Genomic DNA, 21945 nt, shown 5'->3' with positions numbered 1-21945 from the left:
CTCGTGTTTAGCGTAGTGAACCAGCTTCTCGATCAATAAAAATCGTCACATCTTCATGAAGTTTCAGAGCAGATGCAGGGAAGTCTGGGTGAATCTCTGTTCGTTCTAAATATTGTATCACGTCCGCTTTTGATTTTCCTGATGCGAGAAGGAGAATTTTTTTACTTGAAAGAATGCTTGCAATTCCCATTGTAATGGCATGTGTAGGTACCTCATCTATAGAAGAAAAGTACCTTGCATTGGCTTGGCGAGTGTGTTCATCTAATTGGACGACATGCGTCTTTGAGTCAAAGGGAGTACCAGGTTCATTAAACCCGATATGTCCATTTTGTCCGATACCAAGTAGCTGAAGATCAATGCCCCCTAAATCTTCAATGAGCTGATCATACCTTAAGCACTCTTCTTCCAAGTGAGCAGCAGCACCATTGGGGAGGAAATATTGATCTGATGGGAGATCAATATGGTCGAATAAATGACGCTTCATGTAAGTCATATAACTATTTTCATGATTTGGATCAATTCCCACGTACTCATCCAGATTCACTGTTTTTGCTTGTTTGAAAGACAATTGTTCTGTTTGATGCAACTGAATTAACTCTTTATAAGTGTCGATTGGTGTGCCGCCAGTTGCCAAACCGAGAACCGCATCTGTTTTTGATTCAATGGTACGTGCAATGAAAGCAGCTGCTGCTTTTCCTAATTGATCTTTATCTGCAAATTCGATGATGTTCATCAGTGTGTGGCCTCCTTTTTTTCATAAACGATTTGTCCATGGCAGATCGTCATCATGAGTTCGCCAGATTCATCCCAAATGACCAAGTCTGCTAGTTTTCCAACTTCGATCGAACCGAGCTGATGATCGATCCCGAGCTGAGTGGCTGCATTTGTTGAGGTCATTTGAGCAATTTCTGTCCATCCACATTGTGTGATCTGTCTCATACGTTTGACCCCATCTTTCATTTGTAAAATCGATCCTGCAAGTGTTCCATCTGCCAGCAATGCTTTTTCACCGCTGACTGTCACCGTCTGCCCACCAAATTCGTAGGTTCCCTCTCCAAGTCCTTTTGCACGCATTGAGTCTGTAATCATGATCAAACGTTCACTACCCTTTGCCAAATACGCAAGCTTTACGGAAAGAGGATGTGAATGAATGCCATCTGTAATCAGCTCAGTCAAAAGCTTTTCGTTTGTAAGCGCAGCCCCTGCAACATTTGGCTCACGATGCTGAAATGAACTCATCGCATTATAAAGATGCGTGACATGACGCGCGCCGTGCTTTGCTGCTAGTTCAATCATGTCATGAGGAGCATTTGTATGTCCAATAGAAGGAATGATATTTTTTTCTTTTAGCAGGGAAAGGAATGCAAAATCAGTATCTTCCTCAGGTGCAAAAGTGACAATTCGAATCAGCTGATCTGATGCACTCAGCCATTTCTCAAAAAGAGGAAGGTTAGCCTGTGTAATCCATTGAGCAGGCTGCGCTCCAGCTTTATCTTTAGAAATAAAAGGACCTTCTAGATGAATGCCTAAACATTGTGCCTGACTTCCAGCCTGCTTTTTATTATAGGGTCTCCACTGTGCGACATTTTTAAGTGCTTGTTCAATCTCTTGGTGATTTTGTGTAATGGTTGTTGCTAAAAAGCTTGTCGTTCCTTCTGCGGGTAAGTGATCAGCAAGTGTATTCATGGCTTCTGGTGTCGCATCCATCATATCTGCACCATATCCCCCATGGATGTGAATATCAATCATTCCGGGGAGTAAATAAAAGTTTTCCCGGGAAATATATACTTTTTCATAATTTCCTGTCGGCGGTGATGTTGAAATATAGTCGATCTTGCCATCGCGTAAACCGACAAAACCGTTTTCAATGATTTCTGTCTTTGTCACAATATGAATATTGGAGAGCAATAAAGAACTGCTCATGATTGTGCCCCCTTATTCTCGTCGTTAGATTCAGTTTACCTTTTTTAAGTATAGTTGTCTATACCAGTAAATGTGATGAAACAGGATCAGGATAAAATACTATTTTGGGTTCATCATTGAAAGTGATAAAATAGAGCTGTATTTCTGAAACGCCTGCGATAAAAGGAGGAAGAAGCGTGCCGAAAGTTCGTACGAAGGACATAATGGAACAATTTCATCTTGAACTGGTAAGTGGGGAAGAAGGGATTAATCGTCCCATTACAATCAGTGATCTTTCCAGACCAGGTATTGAAATGGCTGGATATTTTACATATTACCCAAAAGAAAGAGTTCAACTTTTAGGGAAGACAGAGCTTTCTTTTTTTGAACAGCTCCCAGAACGCGAACGAAAGCAGAGAATGATGTCTCTTTGTACAGATATTACTCCTGCCATCATTTTGTCACGAGATCGTGAAGTACCAAAGGAATTGATCGAAGCTTCAAACGAAAATGGAGTGCCGGTTTTACGCTCAAGCTTAAAAACGACAAGACTTTCGAGTCGATTAACGAACTTCTTAGAAAGCAAGCTTGCACCAACGACTGCGATTCATGGCGTACTCGTAGATGTATATGGTGTAGGTGTGCTGTTAATTGGAAAAAGTGGCGTAGGTAAAAGTGAAACGGCTTTAGAATTAGTGAAGAGAGGACACAGGCTGGTTGCAGACGATTGCGTGGAAATTAGGCAAGAGGATCAGGATACGTTAGTTGGAAGCGCACCAGAGCTGATTGAGCACCTTCTAGAAATCCGTGGATTAGGCATTATTAATGTGATGACCTTATTTGGAGCGGGCGCTGTCAGAAGCTATAAGAGAATTACGATTGTTATGAACCTTGAGCTTTGGGAACAAGGCAAACAGTATGACCGTTTAGGACTTGAGGAAGAAAAAATGCGGATCATCGATACAGATGTACCAAAGCTGACCATCCCTGTACGTCCGGGACGAAATTTAGCGGTCATCATCGAGGTAGCTGCAATGAACTTCAGATTGAAACGAATGGGACATAATGCAGCGGAACAATTTACAAGTAAACTTGCCGATGTCATTGAAGACAATGGCCAGGATGAATAGGAGCTGTCTATATGAATGAAGCAATTCAACCAATTGATCCGATTGCTTTTCAGCTCGGACCTATTTCGGTTCATTGGTATGGTGTGATTATTGGTGTCGGAGCCCTGCTTGGACTCTGGCTCGCATTAAGGGAGTGTGAAAAAAGAGGAATCAATAAAGATATGTTTATTGATCTCATCTTATTTGCCATTCCTATCGCCATTATTTGTGCACGAATTTATTATGTATCCTTTGAATGGGATTATTATCAGCAGCACCCAAATGAAATCATCAAGATTTGGAATGGCGGAATTGCCATACATGGCGGACTGATAGGGGCGGTGCTGACAGCGATTGTCTTTACTAAAGTGAGGAAGGTGTCCTTTTGGAAAATCGCCGATGTCGCAGCGCCTAGTATTTTACTAGGGCAAGCCATCGGGCGCTGGGGGAACTTTATTAATCAGGAAGCGCATGGTGAGGCTGTTTCAAGAGCCTTTTTAGAAAATTTGCACCTGCCTGAGTTTATTATTAATCAGATGTACATTGACGGGACCTACTATCACCCTACGTTCTTATATGAATCATTATGGAATATCGCAGGCGTTTTGATATTAATCTTATTACGTAGAACATCATTGCGTCGAGGCGAAATGTTCTTGTCTTATTTAATCTGGTATTCAATCGGTCGTTTCTTCATTGAAGGAATGAGAACAGACAGCTTAATGCTGACTGAGCACCTTCGAATTGCACAGATGATTTCAATTGCCATATTTGCAGTGGCTGTTTTGCTGATTGTGTTTAGAAGAATCAAGGGATATGCAACTATACCGTATAAAGAGAACAACTCATCAAATTAAGCAAGGGGGATAAGAGATGGGGGAGACATGGAAAAACGGCTTGAAAGCAGGGTTATCGACAACTTGGACACTTGGAAAAGTCATTTTTCCGGTTACCATTCTCGTTAGTATCTTACAGCATACACCTGTAATGGATTGGATTATACAATTCATCCGTCCATTTATGGGTCTGTTTGGTCTTTCAGGGGAAGCGGCCATTCCGCTTGTTTTAGGAAATATGCTGAACTTGTATGCGGGTATTGCAGCCATCTTGACATTAGAGCTGCCTGTGAAGGAAGTGTTCATTTTAGCGGTCATGCTCTCCTTTTGTCACAACTTAATCATCGAATCAACAGTGGCGGCGAAGGTTGGGCTACGGGTGTCTGTCATTTTGCTGGTGAGAATCAGTCTTGCCGTCGTGTCAGCAATTGTCATTCACCTCGTTTGGCAGGGAGGCGAGGAGCCGGCGCAATATGGTTTGCTGACAGCTGCTCAGTCGGCTGATGTGCCTTCTAGCTGGTTTATGATCGTACTTCTTGCTTTACAGAAAGCTGTTCTTGGTGTGCTGCAGCTGGCTTGTATTGTCATTCCTCTCATGGTCATCATTCAATTCATGAGAGACTTAGGGTGGCTCCATACGCTGTCTAAGTGGCTGTCTCCTTTTACGAGAATGCTTGGAATGAAAGAAAATACGTCTATGACGATGGTGGCTGGTTTAACCATTGGTCTTGCCTACGGGGCAGGCGTCATGATGAAAGCAGTGGAAGAGGACGGTGTCAGCAAAAAGGATTTAACGCTTGCTTTCATTTTCCTTGTGGCGTGTCATGCGGTGGTCGAAGATACACTGATTTTCATTCCTTTAGGTATTCCAGTCTGGCCGCTTCTTCTTATTCGCCTTATTTCTGCTATTTTATTGACAGCTGCCATCAGCTATATTTGGCGGAGGCGGGAACATGCAGCTGTTAGAAAGGAAGCTATATGAACCAATCAACTATTAACACAGTGTTATTTGATTTAGATGGCACATTAATCAATACAAATGAATTAATTATTGCTTCATTTCAGCATACGCTTGATCATTATTACCCTGGTCAATACAGCCGTGAGGATATCCTTCATTTCATTGGTCCATCATTATTTGATACATTCTCTGCAATGGATCCGAATCTGACAGATGACATGATTCAGATGTATCGAACGTTTAATCATGAACAGCATGACCTGCTTGTGACGGAGTACGAGACGGTGTTAGACACGTTGGAAATTCTTCAGGATCAGGGATTTAAGCTCGGAATTGTGACAACAAAAATTCGTGATACGGTCTTAATGGGATTAAAGCTGACTGGATTGGAGCCATTTTTTGAGGTCATTGTCACACTTGATGATGTACAAAATGAAAAGCCGCATCCAGAACCAGTTCAACTGGCATTATCCAAGCTCGGCAGTGATCCGCATGAGGCGATCATGGTTGGTGATAATTATCACGACATTTTATCTGGTCAAGCGGCAGGGACGAAAACAGCAGGTGTTGCTTGGTCTATTAAGGGAGAAGAAGCCCTGTTAAAGCATCGCCCAGATTATATACTGCAGAAAATGAGTGATCTCTTGGCGATTGTTGGAGCTGATTAAGTTGAGAAAAACAGATCGTTATCCTGTCAAAGGGGTCAATTCGCTTAGACAAGTCTATCGAACGGTCCCCTTTCTCAAGGTTGTGAAAAACTTTATCTTTATTCAAATGGCAAGGTATACGCCTTTTATGGGAATGAAAAATTGGATTTATCGCACCTTCCTTCGAATGAAAGTCGGGGAGGATACGGCGTTTGCTTTAATGGTGATGGTCGATCTCATGTTTCCTGAGAAAATCACTGTCGGTCGAAATAGTGTGATTGGCTATAACACGACCATTTTGTCCCATGAGTATTTGATTAAAGAGTATAGGCTTGGGGAAGTCTATATTGGTGATGAAGTCTTAATTGGGGCAAATTCAACGATTCTACCTGGAGTGACAATTGGTGATGGTGCAATTGTATCGGCAGGAACTCTTGTGAACAAAGATGTTCCGGCAGGCTCCTTTGTTGGAGGAAATCCAATGCGGATGATTTATACGAAAGAGGAAATGGAAGCACGTCAATCTTCGTCTGCTGAGTAGCTCGGCAGACTTTTTTGTTGACATTCTAACATGGTGTAACTATAATGATTACAACAGAGGTGAGAAAACATGAAAATCAGCAGCAGATTTACTGTCGCTGTCCATATTCTGGCCTTGCTATCACTTGAAAAAGGTTCTTTACAGACATCGGAGGATATCGCAGGAAGTGTCAATACAAATCCAGTGGTGATTCGCCGTATCATGAGTAAGCTCAAAAAAGCAGGCCTAATCTCAACGAGTCTTGGCAAAGGCGGTTCTCAATTGAATCGCAGTGAAGATGACATGACACTGCTCGATGTGTATAAAGCGGTTGAAGTTGTGGATGAGGGAGAGTTGTTTCAAATTCATGAAAGCCCTAACCCTGACTGTCCGATCGGTGCAAATATTCAAGCTGTATTAGAATTAATTTTGTGCCGTGCTCAAAGTGCGATGGAGCAAGTGCTTGCTGAGATCAAATTAAGTGAACTAACGCAGGTTTTAATCAAAAAAATTGGATGATCTATTCAATTTTTTTTACCTCTGTTGTAACTATCGTGGTTACATCTTAAGTGATCAAAATAACAATATATTGTAGGAGGAATTTACATGAACATTGGAATCATTGGCGCAACAGGTAAAGCAGGACAACACATTTTAAAAGAAGCTCAATCGAGAGGGCACGAAGTAACGGCAATCGTTCGAGATGCACAAAAAGTGACCAATTCATCAGCAGCTGTTTTAGAAAAGGATGTTTTTCACTTAGAGGCAGGAGACGTCAAAGGTTTTGATGTGATCGTAAACGCATTTGGTGCACCAGCAGGACAAGAGCACCTTCATGTAGAAGCAGGGAAAAAACTCATTCATCTCTTGAAAGAGACACCAGAAACGCGTTTAATCGTTGTGGGAGGTGCTGGAAGTTTATTTGTAGATGAGGCCAAAACAACTAGACTGATGGACACACCGGAGTTTCCAAAGGAATACTTTGCTACTGCTTCACACCAAGGAGAAAACTTAAAAGATCTTCAAAAGACCGAAGGATTAAAATGGACATTTTTAAGTCCAGCAGCCTTCTTTAATCCAGCAGGCAAACGGACAGGTGCTTATGTGAAAGGCAAAGACCATCTTATCGTCAATTCAAAGGGTGACAGCTATGTGAGTTATGCTGACTACGCCGTTGCGCTTGTCGATGAGATAGAACAAGCTGCTCATGTTGGAGAACGTTTTACTGTGGTTTCTGAAGCAGAATAAGAAAATAAAAACCCCGCTATTTAGCGGGGTTTTATGCTTTAATGATAATCGCCTGGCTGCCCATCTGTTTCCAAGAATCCTCAAACTGTTCACGATCTACTTTTTGATTCTTCTCTCCGTAAGGGTTATTTAAGTAGACATGATCTTTGTCATAGCCAGTGATGACGACGCTATGCATATTAAAGCTGATATCTATTTTCCCATTTGGTGTATTCCATGTTTCAATGTTATCTGTTTTGGCAAAGGTCGAAGTGGTAATGACCCAGACAGGATAACCTTTTTCAAGTGATTGATAGATGGCCTTTTTGACTGGCTTGCCGGTCAAGTCCACCGCTTGATTACCTGCATATTTTTTCGCAAGCTGATAAATGGGTTCGTGGTACACACCAAGACCTGGCCCATTCTCCATATCGCCTACAAACCCGTCATGAGGGTCTCCTTTTAAGCCATTCTCATAATTGAGCGGGACACGCTTAATCTCGTTTGCCAATGCGTTTTTCGTTATATGCTCATAGCCGCTGTAATGAAGAAGCATGGCTAAGCTCGTGACTTCGCATCCGTTATAAAGCTTTGGTGCATCCATTTGATTAAAGAGGATGACGTCCATGGCTTTTTTATTTCCTTTTAAACTAGAATGTGTTGTTTCTGTTTTTTTCGTAGAACGTGTTTCTTTTGCTGCTAGTGCGGTATCATTTTCTTTTTCTTTGGCTTCTTGCGGTGACGTTGTTTTCTTGACTTGGTCGAATTGTGAAATGTAAATAAAGCCGAAATAAACAAGACATGCGCACAACAAAGTTAAGATTAATGTCTGGATGAATTTCACTGTAATCTCCTGTGTTATTCAATATTTTTAAGTATTATAGCATGTTCCTAAAGCAAAGAGATCAAAAAGGATTAGGTGTCATTTTAATGTAATATATGAACAAATGATTAAGGAAAAAAAGGGGAAAATAAAAATGATTGATTTAATCACTTTATTTTGTTAGCATATTATCATATTAGCGAACTAAAGGATTCGGAATTTTTTGTTTTAATGTGTTGGAGGTGCGGAAGAACATGTTCATGTTTGAAAAACCATATGGTATGCGAGATTCATTACCAGGATTGTATGAGACGAAGAAAAGAGTTAGGCATTCTTTAACAGAGGTCATGAATGGTTGGGGTTATCGTTTAATGGAAACGCCAACGCTTGAATTTTACGATACAGTCGGTGTTCAATCGGCGATTACAGATACGCAGCTGTTTAAGCTTCTTGATCAAAATGGTCAAACCCTTGTGCTTAGACCTGATATGACGGGACCAATTGCGAGAGTGGCGGCTTCAAAGCTTCACGAACAGGCGTATCCGCTTCGAGTCGGTTATGCAGCCAACGTGTTTCGGGCACAGGAAAGAGAAGGGGGAAGACCTTCTGAATTTGAGCAGGTCGGTATTGAGTTGATCGGTGATGGTTCGATTAGTGCAGATGCTGAAGTCATAGCGCTTGTCGTGTTTGCATTAAAAAATGCTGGACTTCAATCCTTCAAAATTGCGATCGGGCATGTGGCTTTGGCTGAGACCTTGTTTTTAGATGTACTAGGAAATACAGAGCGGGCGAACGTATTGCGCCGATTTTTATATGAAAAGAATTATGTGGGATACAGGCAGCATGTCAAACAATTGCCGCTCTCATCCATCGATAAAACAAGGCTGCTCCAGCTTTTAGAGCTGCGCGGCGGTCAAGAAGTGACCCAGCAGGCTGAAGAAATTGTGGTGTCACAAGAGGGCAAAGAAGTGCTGGCGGAGTTAAAGGCGCTGTGGGAGACACTTGAAGATTACGGCTGTACAGAATATATCCGTTTGGATTTAAGCATGGTCAGTCATATGAGCTACTATACTGGGATTTTGTTTGAAGTATTTGCAGATCATGTTGGGTCTGTGATCGGAAGTGGAGGAAGGTATGATCAATTGCTTGCTCACTTTGATGCACCCGCACCTGCTACAGGCTTTGGACTTCGATTAGACCGTCTTCTTGAGGCGCTCGACGCAAAAGAAATAAATGAGCCCCAAGAGGCTGTGATTTTTAGTAAAGAACAGCGGCTTGAAGCATTTGATTTTGCAGAAAAAGAGCGGACAAAGGGCAAAAGGATTGTTCTCCAAGACTTAGCAGGTATTGAAAATATCGATGCCATGACCAAGGCATTTGAGCAAGTGACTTATTTTATCGGCGCTAGAAAGGAAGAGCAAAATGGGTAAAGTGTTGACAATGGCAATGCCAAAGGGGCGGATATTTGAAGAAGCAGCAGGGCTATTAAGACAGGCTGGATATCAGCTGCCGGAGGAATTCGAAGATTCAAGAAAATTAATCATTGATGTACCGGAAGAAAGTCTCCGCTTTATTTTAGCGAAGCCAATGGATGTGACGACATATGTAGAGCACGGTGTAGCAGATGTGGGCATTGCAGGCAAAGACGTCATGCTTGAAGAAGCACGGGATGTGTACGAAGTGCTCGATTTAAACATTAGCAAATGTCATTTAGCTGTAGCGGGGTTGCCAGGAGCCAGCTGGGGCGGTGTCGCGCCGCGTGTGGCTACAAAGTACCCAAATGTCGCTTCTTCTTATTTTAGAGAACAAGGTGAGCAGGTGGAGATCATTAAGCTAAATGGTTCCATTGAATTAGCACCGCTCATCGGACTTGCCGATCGAATTGTTGACATTGTCTCCACCGGCCAAACACTTAAGGAAAATGGACTTGTCGAAACGGAACATATTTGTGACATTACGTCACGTTTTATTGTCAATCCTGTGAGCTATCGAATGAAGGATGCGGTAATCGATGAAATGGCGCAGCGTCTGGCAAGAATCATCGAAGGAGAAGGGGAGGAAACATCATGAACATCACCTACATACAAGAAGGTGAGACAGACACTCTCTCACTCAAGCGTTCTCTAGATACAGGAACGGAAGAGCAGCGATTGGCTGTTCAGCGAATAATCGAAGAAGTGAGAAAAAATGGTGACGAAGCGGTACGGTCTTTCACGAAGCAATTTGACGGTGTCTCTATTGAACAGCCACTTGTGACGGAGGATGAAAAGACAAAAGCCTACGAACGTTTGGACCCGGAGATGATCAAAATCATCCAAACGGCGATCCGGAATATTCGAACATACCACGAGCGTCAGCTAACCTCCTCTTGGTTTTATCACCAAAAGGACGGCTCAATGCTAGGTCAGAAAGTAACACCGCTCGATGCGGTCGGTGTATATGTCCCAGGCGGAACGGCCGCCTATCCATCATCTGTTTTAATGAATGTGATCCCGGCACTTGTAGCCGGCGTTGAGCGAATTGTTCTTGTGACACCGCCAGGAAAAGACGGTCGTCTGTCTGACGCTGTACTAGTAGCAGCGAAGGAGCTGGGCATTTCAGAAATGTACAAAATGGGTGGTGCTCAGGCGATAGCTGCTCTTGCATATGGAACGGACAGTATCCAGCCTGTTGATAAAATCACCGGTCCAGGAAACATTTATGTAGCACTTGCCAAACGGGAAGTATTTGGTCAAGTAGACATTGATATGATTGCGGGCCCAAGTGAAATTGCTGTTTTAGCAGATGAAACGGCAACCGCACATGAGGTGGCAGCTGATTTGCTTTCACAGGCAGAGCATGATGCATTGGCATCTAGTATTTTGGTGACACCATCTAAAGGATTGGCTGAAGCAGTGCAAGCAGAGGTGCAAGCGCAGCTGGACACTTTGCCAAGGAAATCAATAGCAGCACAATCTATTCAAGACTATGGCCATATTTACGTGACAGAATCCTTGGATCGTGCAGTTGATATCGTGAACCAGTTAGCCCCAGAGCATTTAGAAGTGCTGACGGCGTATCCAGAATCACTACTTGGTCAAATCAAGCATGCTGGAGCAATTTTCTTAGGGCGTTACAGCCCAGAGCCGGTAGGGGATTACTTCGCAGGACCGAACCATGTGCTGCCAACAAACGGGACAGCAAGATTCTCCAGTCCGCTTGGCGTCACGGATTTCCAAAAGAAAACGAGCATCATTTCATATAGCAAAGGAGCCTTTGAAACACATAGGGAAAGCATTGCGGCTTTTGCAAGATTAGAAGGGCTTGAAGCACATGCAAGATCGATTGAAGCGAGAAAGCGGGAGGAATCAGAATGAGACAGGCGGAAACAGCGAGACAGACAAATGAAACGAACATTTCGTTAGCGCTAGAGATTGATGGTGAAGGAAAAGCAGATATTCAAACAGATGTCCCTTTTATGACGCATATGCTCGACTTATTCACAAAGCATGGGCACTTTAACTTATCTGTAGATGCAAAAGGAGACACAGATGTCGATGATCACCACACAACAGAAGATATTGGCATCGTGCTTGGACAGATGTTTAAAGAAGCGCTCGGGGATAAAAAAGGAATTAAGCGCTACGGCTCTAGTTTTGTTCCAATGGATGAAACACTTGCCCAAGTCGTCGTTGATTTAAGCAATCGTCCTCATTTGGAAATGAGAGCTGATTTCCCGAGTCAGAAGGTCGGCACCTTTGATACGGAGCTGGTTCATGAGTTTCTTTGGAAATTTGCCCTTGAAGCACGAATCAATCTTCATGTGATCGTTCACTATGGAACCAATACCCACCATATGATTGAAGCCATTTTTAAAGCGATGGCACGCGCCTTAGATGAAGCAACAACCATTGATCCGCGTGTGAAAGGGATTCCGTCGACAAAGGGGATGCTCTAATGATTGGCGTCATTGACTATGGAATGGGGAATTTGTTTAGCGTATCAAAAGCACTGGAACGAGCAGGGGCTTCTTATATCGTGTCTTCTGAAGTAGAGGAGCTGAAAAAGGCAGATGCGTATATTTTGCCAGGCGTCGGTTCGTTTCGTGATGCGATGCAGCTGTTAAGACAGACAGGACTTGAGGCGTTTATCCACCAAGTCGTGCAGGAAGGAAAGCTGTTATTTGGCATTTGCCTTGGCATGCAGTTGTTGTTTGAAGAAAGTGAAGAAGCAGGTAAAACAAAAGGGTTAGGCCTTTTAAAAGGACGTGTCGTTCTTTTGAAGGATCGTGATCAGGATGGACAAAGGCTGAAGGTACCTCATATGGGTTGGAATGAACTCACATTTCATCAGCCCTCTCCGTTGTTTGAAGGTGTGCCGGAAGGATTTGCATACTTTGTTCACTCTTATTATGTGAACGGCATGAATCCAGAAGATCTATTGGCAAGTGCGCCCTATGGCGTTCAAGTACCTGCCATTGTTGGAAAGGGGAATGTGTTTGGAACGCAGTTTCACCCTGAAAAAAGCAGTACAACAGGAATGGCACTGCTGAAACAGTTTATTCAATTAGCAAACGAACAGAGGGTGAGCAAATGAGTGATTTTACATTATATCCAGCAATTGATATGAGAAATGGCAAATGTGTACGACTTGTGCAAGGAGACTATGACCAAGAAACCATTTATGGAGATTCACCGTTAGACATGGCGAGACGGTTTGCAAATGAAGGAGCGAAATGGATACATCTCGTTGATTTAGATGGCGCAAAAGCAGGAAAACGCGTGAATCACGAGCATGTGCTGGCGATTGCTTCCTCATTAGATGTGAATGTCCAAATTGGCGGCGGCATTCGGACAGAAGAAGATGTTGCATTCTATCTAAACAATGGCGTATCGAGAGTCATTCTTGGCAGTTCAGCGGTGTCAAACCCGATTTTTGTGAAAAAAATGCTGGCGCAATATGGAGAGAAAATTGCCATTGGCATTGATGCACGAAACGGTTTTGTATCGACTGAAGGGTGGCTTGAAACGTCGGAAGTGAAGGCGGAGGAACTCGGTAAGGAACTGGCAAAGGAAGGCGCAGAGGTCTTTATTTTCACTGATATTCAAATGGATGGCATGCTGTCTGGTCCAAATGTGGAAAGTACGGTTCGATTAGCAGAAGCAACTGGCAAACAAGTCATTGCCTCAGGTGGTGTCAGTGCAGTAGGTGATCTGCAAAAGCTATCAGCACAAAAGCAGACAGGTGTGTCTGGTGCAATCATTGGCAAGGCGCTGTACACAAAGCAATTTACTTTAGCAGAAGCGTTTGAAGGGCTTGACAGCATATGATGACAAAACGAATCATTCCATGTCTTGATGTAAAGGAAGGGCGTGTGGTCAAAGGGATCCAATTTCTAGGGTTGAAGGATGCTGGTGATCCGGTCGAATTAGCGCAGATCTATGACGAGGAAGGTGCGGATGAACTCGTCTTTCTTGATATATCTGCCTCTCATGAAGGCCGAAAAACAATGGTGGATGTGGTGAAACAAGTTGCATCCACTCTCGCTATCCCATTCACGGTGGGCGGCGGGATTAACCACCTTGATGATATGAAGCGTATATTAAGAGCGGGGGCAGACAAGGTGTCTGTGAACACAGCGGCTGTTTTAAGACCGGAGCTAATAACAGAAGGAGCCGACTTTTTTGGTTCACAGTGCATAGTTGTTGCGATTGACGCGAAATACGATGAAGAGAAACAAGCATACATGGTCTATACGCACGGAGGACGCCGTCAAACGGATTTAGAAGTGAGTGACTGGGCGAAAGAAGCCGTGCGAAGAGGAGCAGGCGAGATCTTGCTGACTAGCATGGATGCCGATGGAGAGAAAACGGGCTTTGAGCATCGTTTGACGAGGCTTGTATCAGAAGCAGTCACAGTGCCAGTTATTGCTTCAGGAGGTGCTGGCAATGCGCAGCATATGCTGGAGGCTTTTACAAAAGGTGAAGCTGATGCCGCACTCGCAGCCTCTATTTTCCATTATAAAGAAACCTCCATTCAAGAAGTGAAGACATATTTGAAAGAACACGGGGTGAAGGTACGATGAAACAGGCAAACGAATTAATCTTTAATGATGCAGGTCTCATTCCTGCCATTGTACAGGATGCTCAAAGCAAGGAAGTTCTTACTTTGGCGTATATGAATCAAGAATCCTATGAAAAAACATTAGAGACAGGGGAAACATGGTTTTTTAGCAGATCGAGAAATGAGCTTTGGCACAAAGGAGCTACATCTGGACACACCCAGCGTGTTACATCTATTCGCTATGACTGTGATCAAGATGCCCTGCTTGTTCTAGTGACACCAAGCGGCCCAGCCTGCCATACAGGCAGCTATAGCTGTTTTTCAGAAGATGGCGTGAAACAGCAAAGGGGAGAACAAGACCGCTTTGCCATTTTAAATGAACTGGAACAGGTCATTGCGAAACGGCAGATGGAAATGCCAGAAGGAGCTTATACGACCTATCTTTTTGAAAAAGGAGTCGACAAAATCCTGAAAAAGGTAGGGGAAGAAGCTTCTGAAGTTATCATTGCGGCGAAGAACCGTGATCAAGAAGAATTGAAATGGGAAACAGCAGATCTCCTGTATCACCTTCTTGTGTTATTACGTGAACAGCAGCTGCCTCTTGATGATGTATTAAAGGTATTGAAAAAGCGCCATCAAGGGGAATGAAAAGCTGGGGGTACCCCCGGCTTTTTGCTTTTAAATGAAAAACAAATCCTTCCTTTCCTTTTGTTCTATGTGACGACTCATGAAGTATGTTATACTACACACGGTACACTGTTCGAAATGGAGGGTATCGGTGAGTAAATACACTTCTCAAAATAATCACACACAAGTCGTCCAGCTATTCCAAGATGGGCATTACTTTTTTCATAAAGGTCTAAAAGCATATAGAGAAAGAAATCTGTCTAGGGCAAGTAAGCTGATACAGCGGGCCATCGTTCTTGAGCCTGAAAATGTAGAAATGCTGTCGCAGCTTGCCATTATTTATACTGAAATGGGTCATTACCAACAATCAAATGAACTGCTTGATTTTATCCTTGAACACTTGGATGAGAATATGTCAGAGTGTCACTACTTTAAAGCCAATAATTATGCGAATCTCGGTTTGTTTCAAGAGGCATATAGATGCGCCACTGCTTATGCTGCGCTGGAAGAAGACGGGGAATTTGCAGATGAAAATGACGATCTCCTCGATCTGCTTGATATGAGTGACGATGTTGATGAAGATTTCCCTTATGATCAGGATGATCTGATTGTAAAGCAGGATCAAGCCAACCATTTGCTAGAAAGCGGCAGGCTGGATGAAGCAATCGAGATGCTGGAACAGATGATTGTTGAGTATCCAGAGTTTTGGTCAGCGTATAATAATCTCGCTTTGGCCTATTTTTATTCTGGCCAAATCGATCAGGCAAAAGAAATGTTGAACCGGGTCCTTCATGAAAATCCCGGTAATCTGCATGCCCTTTGTAATCAGCTTGTTTTCTATCATTATGAAAAAGAAGAAGAAAAGGTCAATCTGTTAGCGAAGCAATTAACGCACGTGTATCCAATATTAAGTGAACAGCGTTATAAGCTTGGCGCAACATTTGCCCTTGTTGGAGAATTTGAATGGGCATTTAAATGGCTTTATTCTTTGTATAAAACAGGTTTCCAAGGTGATAGTACGTTTTTATACTGGCTGGCAAGTGCAGCCTATTATACGGGGCACAAAACGCTGGCGCAAACCGTCTGGGATAAGATGGTGGAAGAAGATATTGATGCAGATGAAATCAAGCCGTGGCAAGATAAACCAGAGGAGTCTGAGCCAATGATTTCAATTGAGGAACGACTCACTGCCTACTATGTTAGCAAACAAAAAGGTGAACGTGACGTCTTGCAATCTGTTCTTGATTCCCGCGCTGCGAAAACGGCCTTTGAACAGCAGTTTATTGAGTTACTTTTATTTGAAGATCAAATGGAAGAACGATCGTTTTCAGAAGATGCGGTCTTCGCAAAACAGGCGGCATCTGCTTTGGAAGAAGCGGTGCAGCCTGATAGCCACATGCCATATTTTTGGTTATTCCATATTATTCAGCAAGCACGCGCTTCAGGCGTAGAGAAGAAAAATGCCATTGCATGGGCAGCAGCTTCTTATTATCTATGGATGAATGAACAAGAAGAATCAGCTGTCAGCAAAAAAGAGATCGCAGCTTCTTTTCAGATCAGCGTTCAAACGCTGTCAAAATATGAGAATATTATTTGTGCGTTCATGGTTTGAATAGGTAAATAGATTCAGATAACAGCAGCATGGCCGAAAAGGTCATGCTTTTTTCTTGGATAAAAAGGTGGGATTTGCTAGGATTTGGCGAAGTATGACAATCTCGACATCTATTTGAAACATAAATGTAATAAAAATATTAGCTCATTTTGTCGATGTGTCATGTATAATGAAACTCGTGGATTAAAACAAAGACATATATTTAAATATTTTACTATACATAATGCAACACCTAGTGATAGAAACAATCTGGTCAACATCTGACTGAATCATCAGGAAGAAAGACACAGGAAGCACAGATTGGTCGCAGAGAATTTGCTGCTTTCTCATGTCGCTTGGGAAATTGTCAAAGGAGGAACTATACGTGAAAAAGTTTATTACTTTCGGTTTAGCTTCGGTGATTGGAGCGAGCGGTTTATTTATTCCATTTACTCATGAAGCAAATGCACAGAACTTTGAACAAAAGAAACAAGAACTAGACAGCAAGCAGTCAGAGGTAAACAAGAATCTTCAAAAGAAAAAAGAAGAGCTTTCAAAGCTTGAGGCAAAACAAGAGGCACTTGCGCTAAAGCTAAAAGAAATTGACGAAAAAGCTTTAAAAACAAGTGATCAAATCGAAGAAAAACAAAAAGAAAACGAAAAAACAAAAAAAGAAATCAAAGCACTGAAAAAAGAAATTGCTGATACAGAAAAACGTATCGAAGAAAGAAACGAATTCTTGAAAAAGCGTGTACGTGCGCTTCAAGAAAGCGGTGGTTCTACGAAATACATAGATGTATTGCTAGGAGCAAAAAGCTTTAGCGATTTCATCAGCCGTGCAGGTGCTGTATCTACATTAATCAACGCAGACAGCGAAATCATTAAAGAACAAGAAAGAGACAAAGCAGAATTACAAAAGTCTGAAAACGAATTAAACACAAAGCTTGAAGATGTTCAAAAGACGCTTGCGAAGCTTGAAACACTTCAAACAGACTTAAATAAACAGCTTGATGAGAAAGACAAGCTATTCAAGCAAGTGAAAAAGCAAAAAGGAAGTGCTTCTTCTCAAATCAGCGAGTTAAACACTGAGGCAAACAGCATTGCATCTGAAAAAGACGCAACAATCGCTGCTCAAAAACAAGCTGAAAAAGAAGCAAGAGAAGCTGCTCAAAAAGCAAAAGAAGAAAAAGCACAAAAACAACAGCAGCGTCAAGCAGCTGTTCAAGCTGAAGACAACAGCTCTAATAACGACAGCGGTTCTTCTTCAAATAACAGTGGATCTTCAAATAACAATAGCAGCAGTTCACCAAGCAAAAAGCCATCTTCTGGCGGTGGATCACCTGTCAGCAATAACGTAGGCGGAATCGAAGGTGCAATCAGCACAGGTTCTACCATTGTAGGACAATCTCCATATAAATGGGGCGGCGGCAGATCACAAGCCGATATTGACGCACGTCGTTTTGACTGTTCTTCATTCGTTCGCTGGGCATTTGCATCAGCAGGCATCAACCTTGGACCAGTTGGCGGTACAACAACAGATACGCTTGTAGGTAAAGGAAGAGCTGTAAGTGCATCTGACATGAAACGCGGAGACCTTGTGTTCTTTGATACGTATAAAGTAAATGGACACGTTGGTATTTACTTAGGAAACGGTACATTCTTGAACGATAATAGCTCTCGCGGTGTTTCAGTTGACTCTATGAGCAACGTTTACTGGAAAAAAGCATTCAATGGCGTTGTAAGAAGAGTCGTTGAATAAATCATTACTTACTATATAACCGTAAACAGGCTTCCTTAAACAGCAGTTTAAGGAAGCTTTTTCTTTTTTTGAAGATATGAGCAAATGATTCGCTTATTACCCGCAGATTTAATAGGATATGGATAAGGAATAAAAGCTAAGAGTGGAAATGATGCTCTCTGTCATGAATGGAAGCATCACCCAAGGGCATTCTAATAAGAAATGCTAGCAGCAATTGAAGAGGGAGTGACAGTTGTGTCAGAAGAAAAAATCTACGATACGATCATCATTGGAGCGGGTCCTGCCGGAATGACAGCCGCTGTTTATACATCACGGGGAAATCTTTCAACACTGATGATTGAAAGAGGAATTCCAGGCGGCCAAATGGCGAATACGGAAGATGTTGAGAACTATCCGGGCTTTGAAAGCATCTTAGGGCCGGAACTTTCAAATAAAATGTTTGAGCATGCAAAGAAATTCGGTGCCGAGTATGCGTATGGCGATATTAAAGAAATTGTAGATGGTGAAGAGTACAAAACCGTCAAAGCTGGTTCCAAAGAATACAAAGGACGCTCTGTCATTATTGCAGCAGGTGCTGAATACAAAAAAATCGGTGCACCAGGCGAAAAAGAACTTGGCGGCCGCGGCGTATCATACTGCGCGGTATGTGATGGTGCCTTCTTTAAAAACAAAGAGCTTGTCGTGATTGGCGGAGGAGACTCAGCAGTAGAAGAGGGTGTTTACCTCACTCGCTTTGCGTCTAAAGTCACTATTGTCCATAGACGCGACAAACTTCGTGCCCAAAGCATCTTACAAGCACGTGCATTTGATAATGAAAAAATCGACTTTATGTGGAACAAAACCGTTAAAGAAATCAATGAAGAAAACGGGAAAGTCGGCAGTGTGACATTAATTGATACCGTGACAGGTGAGGAAGAAGACTTCAAAACAGATGGCGTCTTTATCTACATCGGTATGCTGCCGCTGTCTAAACCATTTGAAAATCTAGGGATTACAAATGCAGAGGGCTACATTGAGACGAACGAAAGAATGGAAACAAAAGTTGAAGGAATCTTCGCAGCTGGTGACATTCGTGAGAAAACACTTCGTCAAATCGTCACAGCAACAGGTGATGGAAGTATTGCAGCACAGAGTGCACAGCATTATGTAGAAGAGCTTGCTGAAAAGCTAAAAGCAATGAAATAAACAGCTGTCGTAAATCCTTAATATTGCGTCACGGGCTTTTAACTGGAATGTAACACGGGTGAAACAATTATCCGTTATGATGAAACTAGTAATTGACCCCCTTTTATAAGGAATACATGTTTGGCACGGATGTGAATCCGTGTCCTTTTTTTTGCTTAAAATCAGAAATTCACGAGATGTTCACAAATGACGCATGGAGAACCGTTAGATGTTGTAAAATAAAGAATAGATAAAGTGCCCGTCACCATATTCATACGAAAACCTGTCTGTTTTCAGTGAAGAACGGGCATGTTCATTGTGGGAGTCATGATGAACCTGTATAATAAGAAAAAGACATAAAAGAGTAGGTGACAGCTGATGCAACGAGTAACCAATTGTGTGCTGCATCACGAAGATCAAGTTCTCTTGCTGCAAAAGCCAAGACGAGGCTGGTGGGTAGCACCTGGCGGCAAAATGGAGAGCGGAGAATCGGTCAAGGATTCAGTCGTTCGAGAATTTAGAGAAGAAACAGGCATTTATATTTTAAATCCGCAGCTAAAAGGCGTGTTTACCTTTATCATAAAAGAAGGTGATCAAATCGTTCAAGAGTGGATGATGTTCACCTTTATGGCAGATTCCTTTACAGGAAAAAACGTATCAGAGTCGGAGGAAGGCATTTTAAAATGGCATGATGTAAAAGATGTGCCCAGCTTGCCGATGGCTCCAGGAGATTCCCATATTCTTGACTTCATGTTGAAAGGGAAAGGACTTCTCCACGGCACTTTTACGTATACACCAGATTTTGAGCTGATTGCTTATCGATTAGATCCTCAAGGAGACTAATAAATGAACCGTTTTCATAAAGAAGGAGAGGGAGCAGGCATGAATACGCACAAACAAGATGATATTCAGCTTGTGATTATTACAGGAATGTCAGGTGCGGGGAAAACCGTTGCCATCCAAAGCTTTGAAGACTTAGGTTACTTTTGTGTGGATAACTTACCGCCATCACTTTTACCGAAGTTTCTAGAGCTCATGAAGGAATCCAATTCAAAGATGAGCAAGGTGGCCCTTGTGATGGATTTGCGCGGACGCGAATTCTTTGATAGCTTAATTGCTGCCTTAGATGAGATGAGTGATATCGGCTGGATCACACCAAGGATTCTATTTTTAGATGCAAACGATAAGGTGCTAGTCTCAAGATATAAAGAAACGAGACGTTCTCATCCCCTTGCGACAACAGGTTTGCCGCTCGAAGGAATTGAGATGGAACGCGATCTGTTAGAAGAGTTAAAAGGCCGGGCTCAAATGATTTTTGATACATCGGATTTAAAACCCAAACAGCTTCGAGAAAAAATTGTCGCACACTTTGCCACGAGCCAAGGGCAGGTGTTTACAGTGAATGTGATGTCATTCGGTTTTAAATACGGTTTGCCGATTGATGCTGATCTTGTATTTGATGTGAGATTCCTGCCGAATCCTTACTATATTGAGAGCATGCGTCCACAGACTGGAAACGATGAAGAAGTACGTTCCTATGTCATGAAGTGGAGTGAAACGCAAAAGTTCACGGAGAAATTAATCGACCTTCTCAGCTTTATGCTTCCGTCCTATAAACGAGAAGGGAAAAGTCAGCTGGTGATCGCCATTGGCTGTACAGGCGGACAGCACCGATCTGTGACGCTAGCGAACTACTTATCGGAGTATTTTAAAAATGACTACTATACTCATGTCACTCACCGGGACATTGAAAAGAGAAGCAGAAAATAGATGACGACACTTCCAAAGGTGGTCATTCTTGGCGGAGGCACTGGCTTATCTGTTTTACTTAGAGGATTAAAGACAAAGCCAGTGGACATTACCGCCATTGTGACGGTAGCTGATGATGGAGGCAGCTCAGGCAGACTGCGACATGATTTGAATATTCCGCCTCCAGGCGATATTCGAAATGTACTTGCGGCACTCTCTGATGTCGAACCGCTCGTAGAAGATTTATTTCAGCACCGTTTTAATAAAGGGAATGACTTAACAGGCCACTCTCTCGGCAATCTCATTCTTGCGGCGATGACGAATATAACCGGTGATTTTTTTCATGCCGTCACAGAAATGAGCAAGGTCTTAAATGTGAGAGGAAAAGTATTGCCAGCAGCGAATTCAAGTGTTGTTCTTCATGCGGAATTAGAAAACGGGCAAGTGGTAACAGGAGAATCAAAAATTCCAACCTATGGTGAGCGAATTAAACGAGTGTTCCTCACACCCGATACGATTGAGCCGCTCCCAGAATCGATTCAAGTCATTCGTGAAGCCGACTTGATCGTCCTTGGACCTGGCAGCTTGTATACAAGTATCTTGCCAAACTTGCTTGTACCACATATTGGCGAAGAAGTCATTCGTTCTAAGGCGAAAAAAGTGTATATTTGCAATGTCATGACACAGCCGGGGGAAACGCTTTCCTACAGTGCAGCTGATCATGTGCAGGCACTAAACGATCATATGGACCGACCATTTATCGATACGATATTTGTGAACAATAAAGAAATCCCAGAAGAAATCAAAGCAAAATATGCAGAAGAACAGGCGCAGCCTGTACAATTCGACACAGATGTACTCAAAGCCATGGGACTAGAAGTCATCCCTGGGGAAATTATTACATATGACCAGCATGTGATTCGTCATGATACGTTGAAAGTAGCTGCGCTGCTTGTCGATTTGCTGCATCAGAAAAAATAGGAATGGG

General features: G+C 42.7%; 24 protein-coding genes. 21 read left to right on the top strand and 3 right to left on the bottom strand.

The window, feature by feature from the left end; all coding sequences use genetic code 11:
• Nucleotides 1-7: 7 nt before the first annotated feature.
• Together nagB and nagA are read right to left on the bottom strand one after the other, a co-directional pair.
• On the bottom strand, nt 8-733 hold the full coding sequence (nagB, locus tag M2369_RS05365; protein WP_193803867.1) for a glucosamine-6-phosphate deaminase: 726 nt from the start codon (nt 731-733) through the stop codon (nt 8-10).
• On the bottom strand, nt 733-1923 hold the full coding sequence (nagA, locus tag M2369_RS05360; protein WP_041091636.1) for an N-acetylglucosamine-6-phosphate deacetylase: 1191 nt from the start codon (nt 1921-1923) through the stop codon (nt 733-735). Before nagA ends, nagB begins: the two co-directional genes overlap by 1 nt.
• Nucleotides 1924-2099: 176 nt before the next feature.
• Between nagA and hprK the strand changes: the two genes are divergently transcribed.
• From hprK to M2369_RS05325, 7 genes are all read left to right on the top strand, one after another.
• Complete coding sequence (gene hprK, locus M2369_RS05355) at nt 2100-3032, top strand: HPr(Ser) kinase/phosphatase (protein WP_003212943.1); 933 nt, start codon at nt 2100-2102, stop codon at nt 3030-3032.
• 11 nt (nt 3033-3043) lie between these two features.
• Nucleotides 3044-3868: a prolipoprotein diacylglyceryl transferase gene (gene lgt, locus M2369_RS05350; protein WP_024719895.1), complete on the top strand. Its 825-nt coding sequence runs from the start codon at nt 3044-3046 to the stop codon at nt 3866-3868.
• Nucleotides 3869-3884: 16 nt separating this feature from the next.
• Nucleotides 3885-4829 (top strand): nucleoside recognition domain-containing protein, encoded by a 945-nt coding sequence (locus M2369_RS05345; protein WP_113766917.1) that lies wholly within the window; start codon nt 3885-3887, stop codon nt 4827-4829.
• Entirely contained in the window at nt 4826-5476 is a 651-nt protein-coding gene (gene ppaX, locus M2369_RS05340) for a pyrophosphatase PpaX (RefSeq protein ID WP_259253533.1), read from the top strand. The genes M2369_RS05345 and ppaX overlap by 4 nt, the downstream gene beginning before the upstream one ends.
• Before the next feature lies 1 nt (nt 5477).
• Nucleotides 5478-5996: an acyltransferase gene (locus M2369_RS05335; RefSeq protein WP_024719892.1), complete on the top strand. Its 519-nt coding sequence runs from the start codon at nt 5478-5480 to the stop codon at nt 5994-5996.
• Between the two features lie 69 nt (nt 5997-6065).
• The gene (locus M2369_RS05330; RefSeq protein WP_024719891.1) at nt 6066-6494 is read left to right on the top strand and encodes an Rrf2 family transcriptional regulator; all 429 of its coding nucleotides are present in this window, start codon (nt 6066-6068) and stop codon (nt 6492-6494) included.
• Nucleotides 6495-6581: 87 nt separating this feature from the next.
• Nucleotides 6582-7223, top strand: a complete 642-nt coding sequence (locus tag M2369_RS05325) for an NAD(P)-dependent oxidoreductase (protein WP_035389623.1) — start codon at nt 6582-6584, stop codon at nt 7221-7223.
• Nucleotides 7224-7254: 31 nt separating this feature from the next.
• Here M2369_RS05325 and M2369_RS05320 read toward each other — a convergent pair whose 3' ends face one another.
• On the bottom strand, nt 7255-8046 hold the full coding sequence (locus M2369_RS05320) for a C39 family peptidase (protein WP_259253532.1): 792 nt from the start codon (nt 8044-8046) through the stop codon (nt 7255-7257).
• Between the two features lie 233 nt (nt 8047-8279).
• On the opposite strand from M2369_RS05320, the gene M2369_RS05315 reads away from it, so the two are divergent.
• From M2369_RS05315 to M2369_RS05250, 14 genes are all read left to right on the top strand, one after another.
• On the top strand, nt 8280-9455 hold the full coding sequence (locus tag M2369_RS05315; protein ID WP_017368113.1) for an ATP phosphoribosyltransferase regulatory subunit: 1176 nt from the start codon (nt 8280-8282) through the stop codon (nt 9453-9455).
• Entirely contained in the window at nt 9448-10095 is a 648-nt protein-coding gene (gene hisG, locus M2369_RS05310) for an ATP phosphoribosyltransferase (RefSeq protein ID WP_259253531.1), read from the top strand. Before M2369_RS05315 ends, hisG begins: the two co-directional genes overlap by 8 nt.
• Nucleotides 10092-11381 (top strand): histidinol dehydrogenase, encoded by a 1290-nt coding sequence (gene hisD, locus M2369_RS05305; protein ID WP_259253530.1) that lies wholly within the window; start codon nt 10092-10094, stop codon nt 11379-11381. Before hisG ends, hisD begins: the two co-directional genes overlap by 4 nt.
• On the top strand, nt 11378-11962 hold the full coding sequence (gene hisB / locus M2369_RS05300; protein WP_007500075.1) for an imidazoleglycerol-phosphate dehydratase HisB: 585 nt from the start codon (nt 11378-11380) through the stop codon (nt 11960-11962). Before hisD ends, hisB begins: the two co-directional genes overlap by 4 nt.
• The gene (gene hisH, locus M2369_RS05295; RefSeq protein ID WP_039169083.1) at nt 11962-12600 is read left to right on the top strand and encodes an imidazole glycerol phosphate synthase subunit HisH; all 639 of its coding nucleotides are present in this window, start codon (nt 11962-11964) and stop codon (nt 12598-12600) included. The genes hisB and hisH overlap by 1 nt, the downstream gene beginning before the upstream one ends.
• Nucleotides 12597-13334 carry a 1-(5-phosphoribosyl)-5-[(5-phosphoribosylamino)methylideneamino]imidazole-4-carboxamide isomerase gene (gene hisA / locus M2369_RS05290; RefSeq protein WP_039169085.1) on the top strand — a complete coding sequence of 246 codons (738 nt, stop codon included), beginning with the start codon at nt 12597-12599 and terminating at the stop codon, nt 13332-13334. The genes hisH and hisA overlap by 4 nt, the downstream gene beginning before the upstream one ends.
• Nucleotides 13331-14089 carry an imidazole glycerol phosphate synthase subunit HisF gene (hisF, locus tag M2369_RS05285; protein ID WP_024719884.1) on the top strand — a complete coding sequence of 253 codons (759 nt, stop codon included), beginning with the start codon at nt 13331-13333 and terminating at the stop codon, nt 14087-14089. The genes hisA and hisF overlap by 4 nt, the downstream gene beginning before the upstream one ends.
• Nucleotides 14086-14715 carry a bifunctional phosphoribosyl-AMP cyclohydrolase/phosphoribosyl-ATP diphosphatase HisIE gene (hisIE, locus tag M2369_RS05280; RefSeq protein ID WP_259253529.1) on the top strand — a complete coding sequence of 210 codons (630 nt, stop codon included), beginning with the start codon at nt 14086-14088 and terminating at the stop codon, nt 14713-14715. The genes hisF and hisIE overlap by 4 nt, the downstream gene beginning before the upstream one ends.
• A gap of 130 nt (nt 14716-14845) precedes the next feature.
• Nucleotides 14846-16306, top strand: a complete 1461-nt coding sequence (locus M2369_RS05275; protein ID WP_259253528.1) for a tetratricopeptide repeat protein — start codon at nt 14846-14848, stop codon at nt 16304-16306.
• A gap of 364 nt (nt 16307-16670) precedes the next feature.
• A complete protein-coding gene (locus M2369_RS05270; protein WP_310503961.1) occupies nt 16671-18044 on the top strand; it encodes a C40 family peptidase in 1374 nt (457 codons plus the stop codon).
• Nucleotides 18045-18278: 234 nt separating this feature from the next.
• Nucleotides 18279-19229, top strand: a complete 951-nt coding sequence (trxB, locus tag M2369_RS05265; RefSeq protein ID WP_029575420.1) for a thioredoxin-disulfide reductase — start codon at nt 18279-18281, stop codon at nt 19227-19229.
• A gap of 357 nt (nt 19230-19586) precedes the next feature.
• The gene (locus M2369_RS05260; RefSeq protein ID WP_008348133.1) at nt 19587-20051 is read left to right on the top strand and encodes an 8-oxo-dGTP diphosphatase; all 465 of its coding nucleotides are present in this window, start codon (nt 19587-19589) and stop codon (nt 20049-20051) included.
• A gap of 39 nt (nt 20052-20090) precedes the next feature.
• Complete coding sequence (gene rapZ / locus M2369_RS05255; protein ID WP_024719879.1) at nt 20091-20978, top strand: RNase adapter RapZ; 888 nt, start codon at nt 20091-20093, stop codon at nt 20976-20978.
• Nucleotides 20979-21938, top strand: a complete 960-nt coding sequence (locus tag M2369_RS05250) for a gluconeogenesis factor YvcK family protein (RefSeq protein WP_008348128.1) — start codon at nt 20979-20981, stop codon at nt 21936-21938.
• Nucleotides 21939-21945: the final 7 nt, after the last annotated feature.

Origin of the sequence: Bacillus sp. JUb11, from assembly GCF_024807925.1 — a bacterium.
Classification (GTDB): domain Bacteria; phylum Bacillota; class Bacilli; order Bacillales; family Bacillaceae; genus Bacillus; species Bacillus altitudinis.
This window is presented reverse-complemented; position numbering and strand designations above follow the sequence as displayed.

Bases quoted from the DNA above. Each gene is read 5' to 3' on its own strand.
- nagB (WP_193803867.1), bottom strand. From the start codon at position 733: ATGAACATCATCGAATTTGCAGATAAAGATCAATTAGGAAAAGCAGCA.
- nagA (WP_041091636.1), bottom strand. From the start codon at position 1,923: ATGAGCAGTTCTTTATTGCTCTCCAATATTCATATTGTGACAAAGACA.
- lgt (WP_024719895.1), top strand. From the start codon at position 3,044: ATGAATGAAGCAATTCAACCAATTGATCCGATTGCTTTTCAGCTCGGA.
- M2369_RS05345 (WP_113766917.1), top strand. From the start codon at position 3,885: ATGGGGGAGACATGGAAAAACGGCTTGAAAGCAGGGTTATCGACAACT.
- ppaX (WP_259253533.1), top strand. From the start codon at position 4,826: ATGAACCAATCAACTATTAACACAGTGTTATTTGATTTAGATGGCACA.
- M2369_RS05330 (WP_024719891.1), top strand. From the start codon at position 6,066: ATGAAAATCAGCAGCAGATTTACTGTCGCTGTCCATATTCTGGCCTTG.
- M2369_RS05325 (WP_035389623.1), top strand. From the start codon at position 6,582: ATGAACATTGGAATCATTGGCGCAACAGGTAAAGCAGGACAACACATT.
- M2369_RS05315 (WP_017368113.1), top strand. From the start codon at position 8,280: ATGTTCATGTTTGAAAAACCATATGGTATGCGAGATTCATTACCAGGA.
- hisG (WP_259253531.1), top strand. From the start codon at position 9,448: ATGGGTAAAGTGTTGACAATGGCAATGCCAAAGGGGCGGATATTTGAA.
- hisD (WP_259253530.1), top strand. From the start codon at position 10,092: ATGAACATCACCTACATACAAGAAGGTGAGACAGACACTCTCTCACTC.
- hisB (WP_007500075.1), top strand. From the start codon at position 11,378: ATGAGACAGGCGGAAACAGCGAGACAGACAAATGAAACGAACATTTCG.
- hisH (WP_039169083.1), top strand. From the start codon at position 11,962: ATGATTGGCGTCATTGACTATGGAATGGGGAATTTGTTTAGCGTATCA.
- hisA (WP_039169085.1), top strand. From the start codon at position 12,597: ATGAGTGATTTTACATTATATCCAGCAATTGATATGAGAAATGGCAAA.
- hisF (WP_024719884.1), top strand. From the start codon at position 13,331: ATGATGACAAAACGAATCATTCCATGTCTTGATGTAAAGGAAGGGCGT.
- hisIE (WP_259253529.1), top strand. From the start codon at position 14,086: ATGAAACAGGCAAACGAATTAATCTTTAATGATGCAGGTCTCATTCCT.
- M2369_RS05260 (WP_008348133.1), top strand. From the start codon at position 19,587: ATGCAACGAGTAACCAATTGTGTGCTGCATCACGAAGATCAAGTTCTC.
- rapZ (WP_024719879.1), top strand. From the start codon at position 20,091: ATGAATACGCACAAACAAGATGATATTCAGCTTGTGATTATTACAGGA.
- M2369_RS05250 (WP_008348128.1), top strand. From the start codon at position 20,979: ATGACGACACTTCCAAAGGTGGTCATTCTTGGCGGAGGCACTGGCTTA.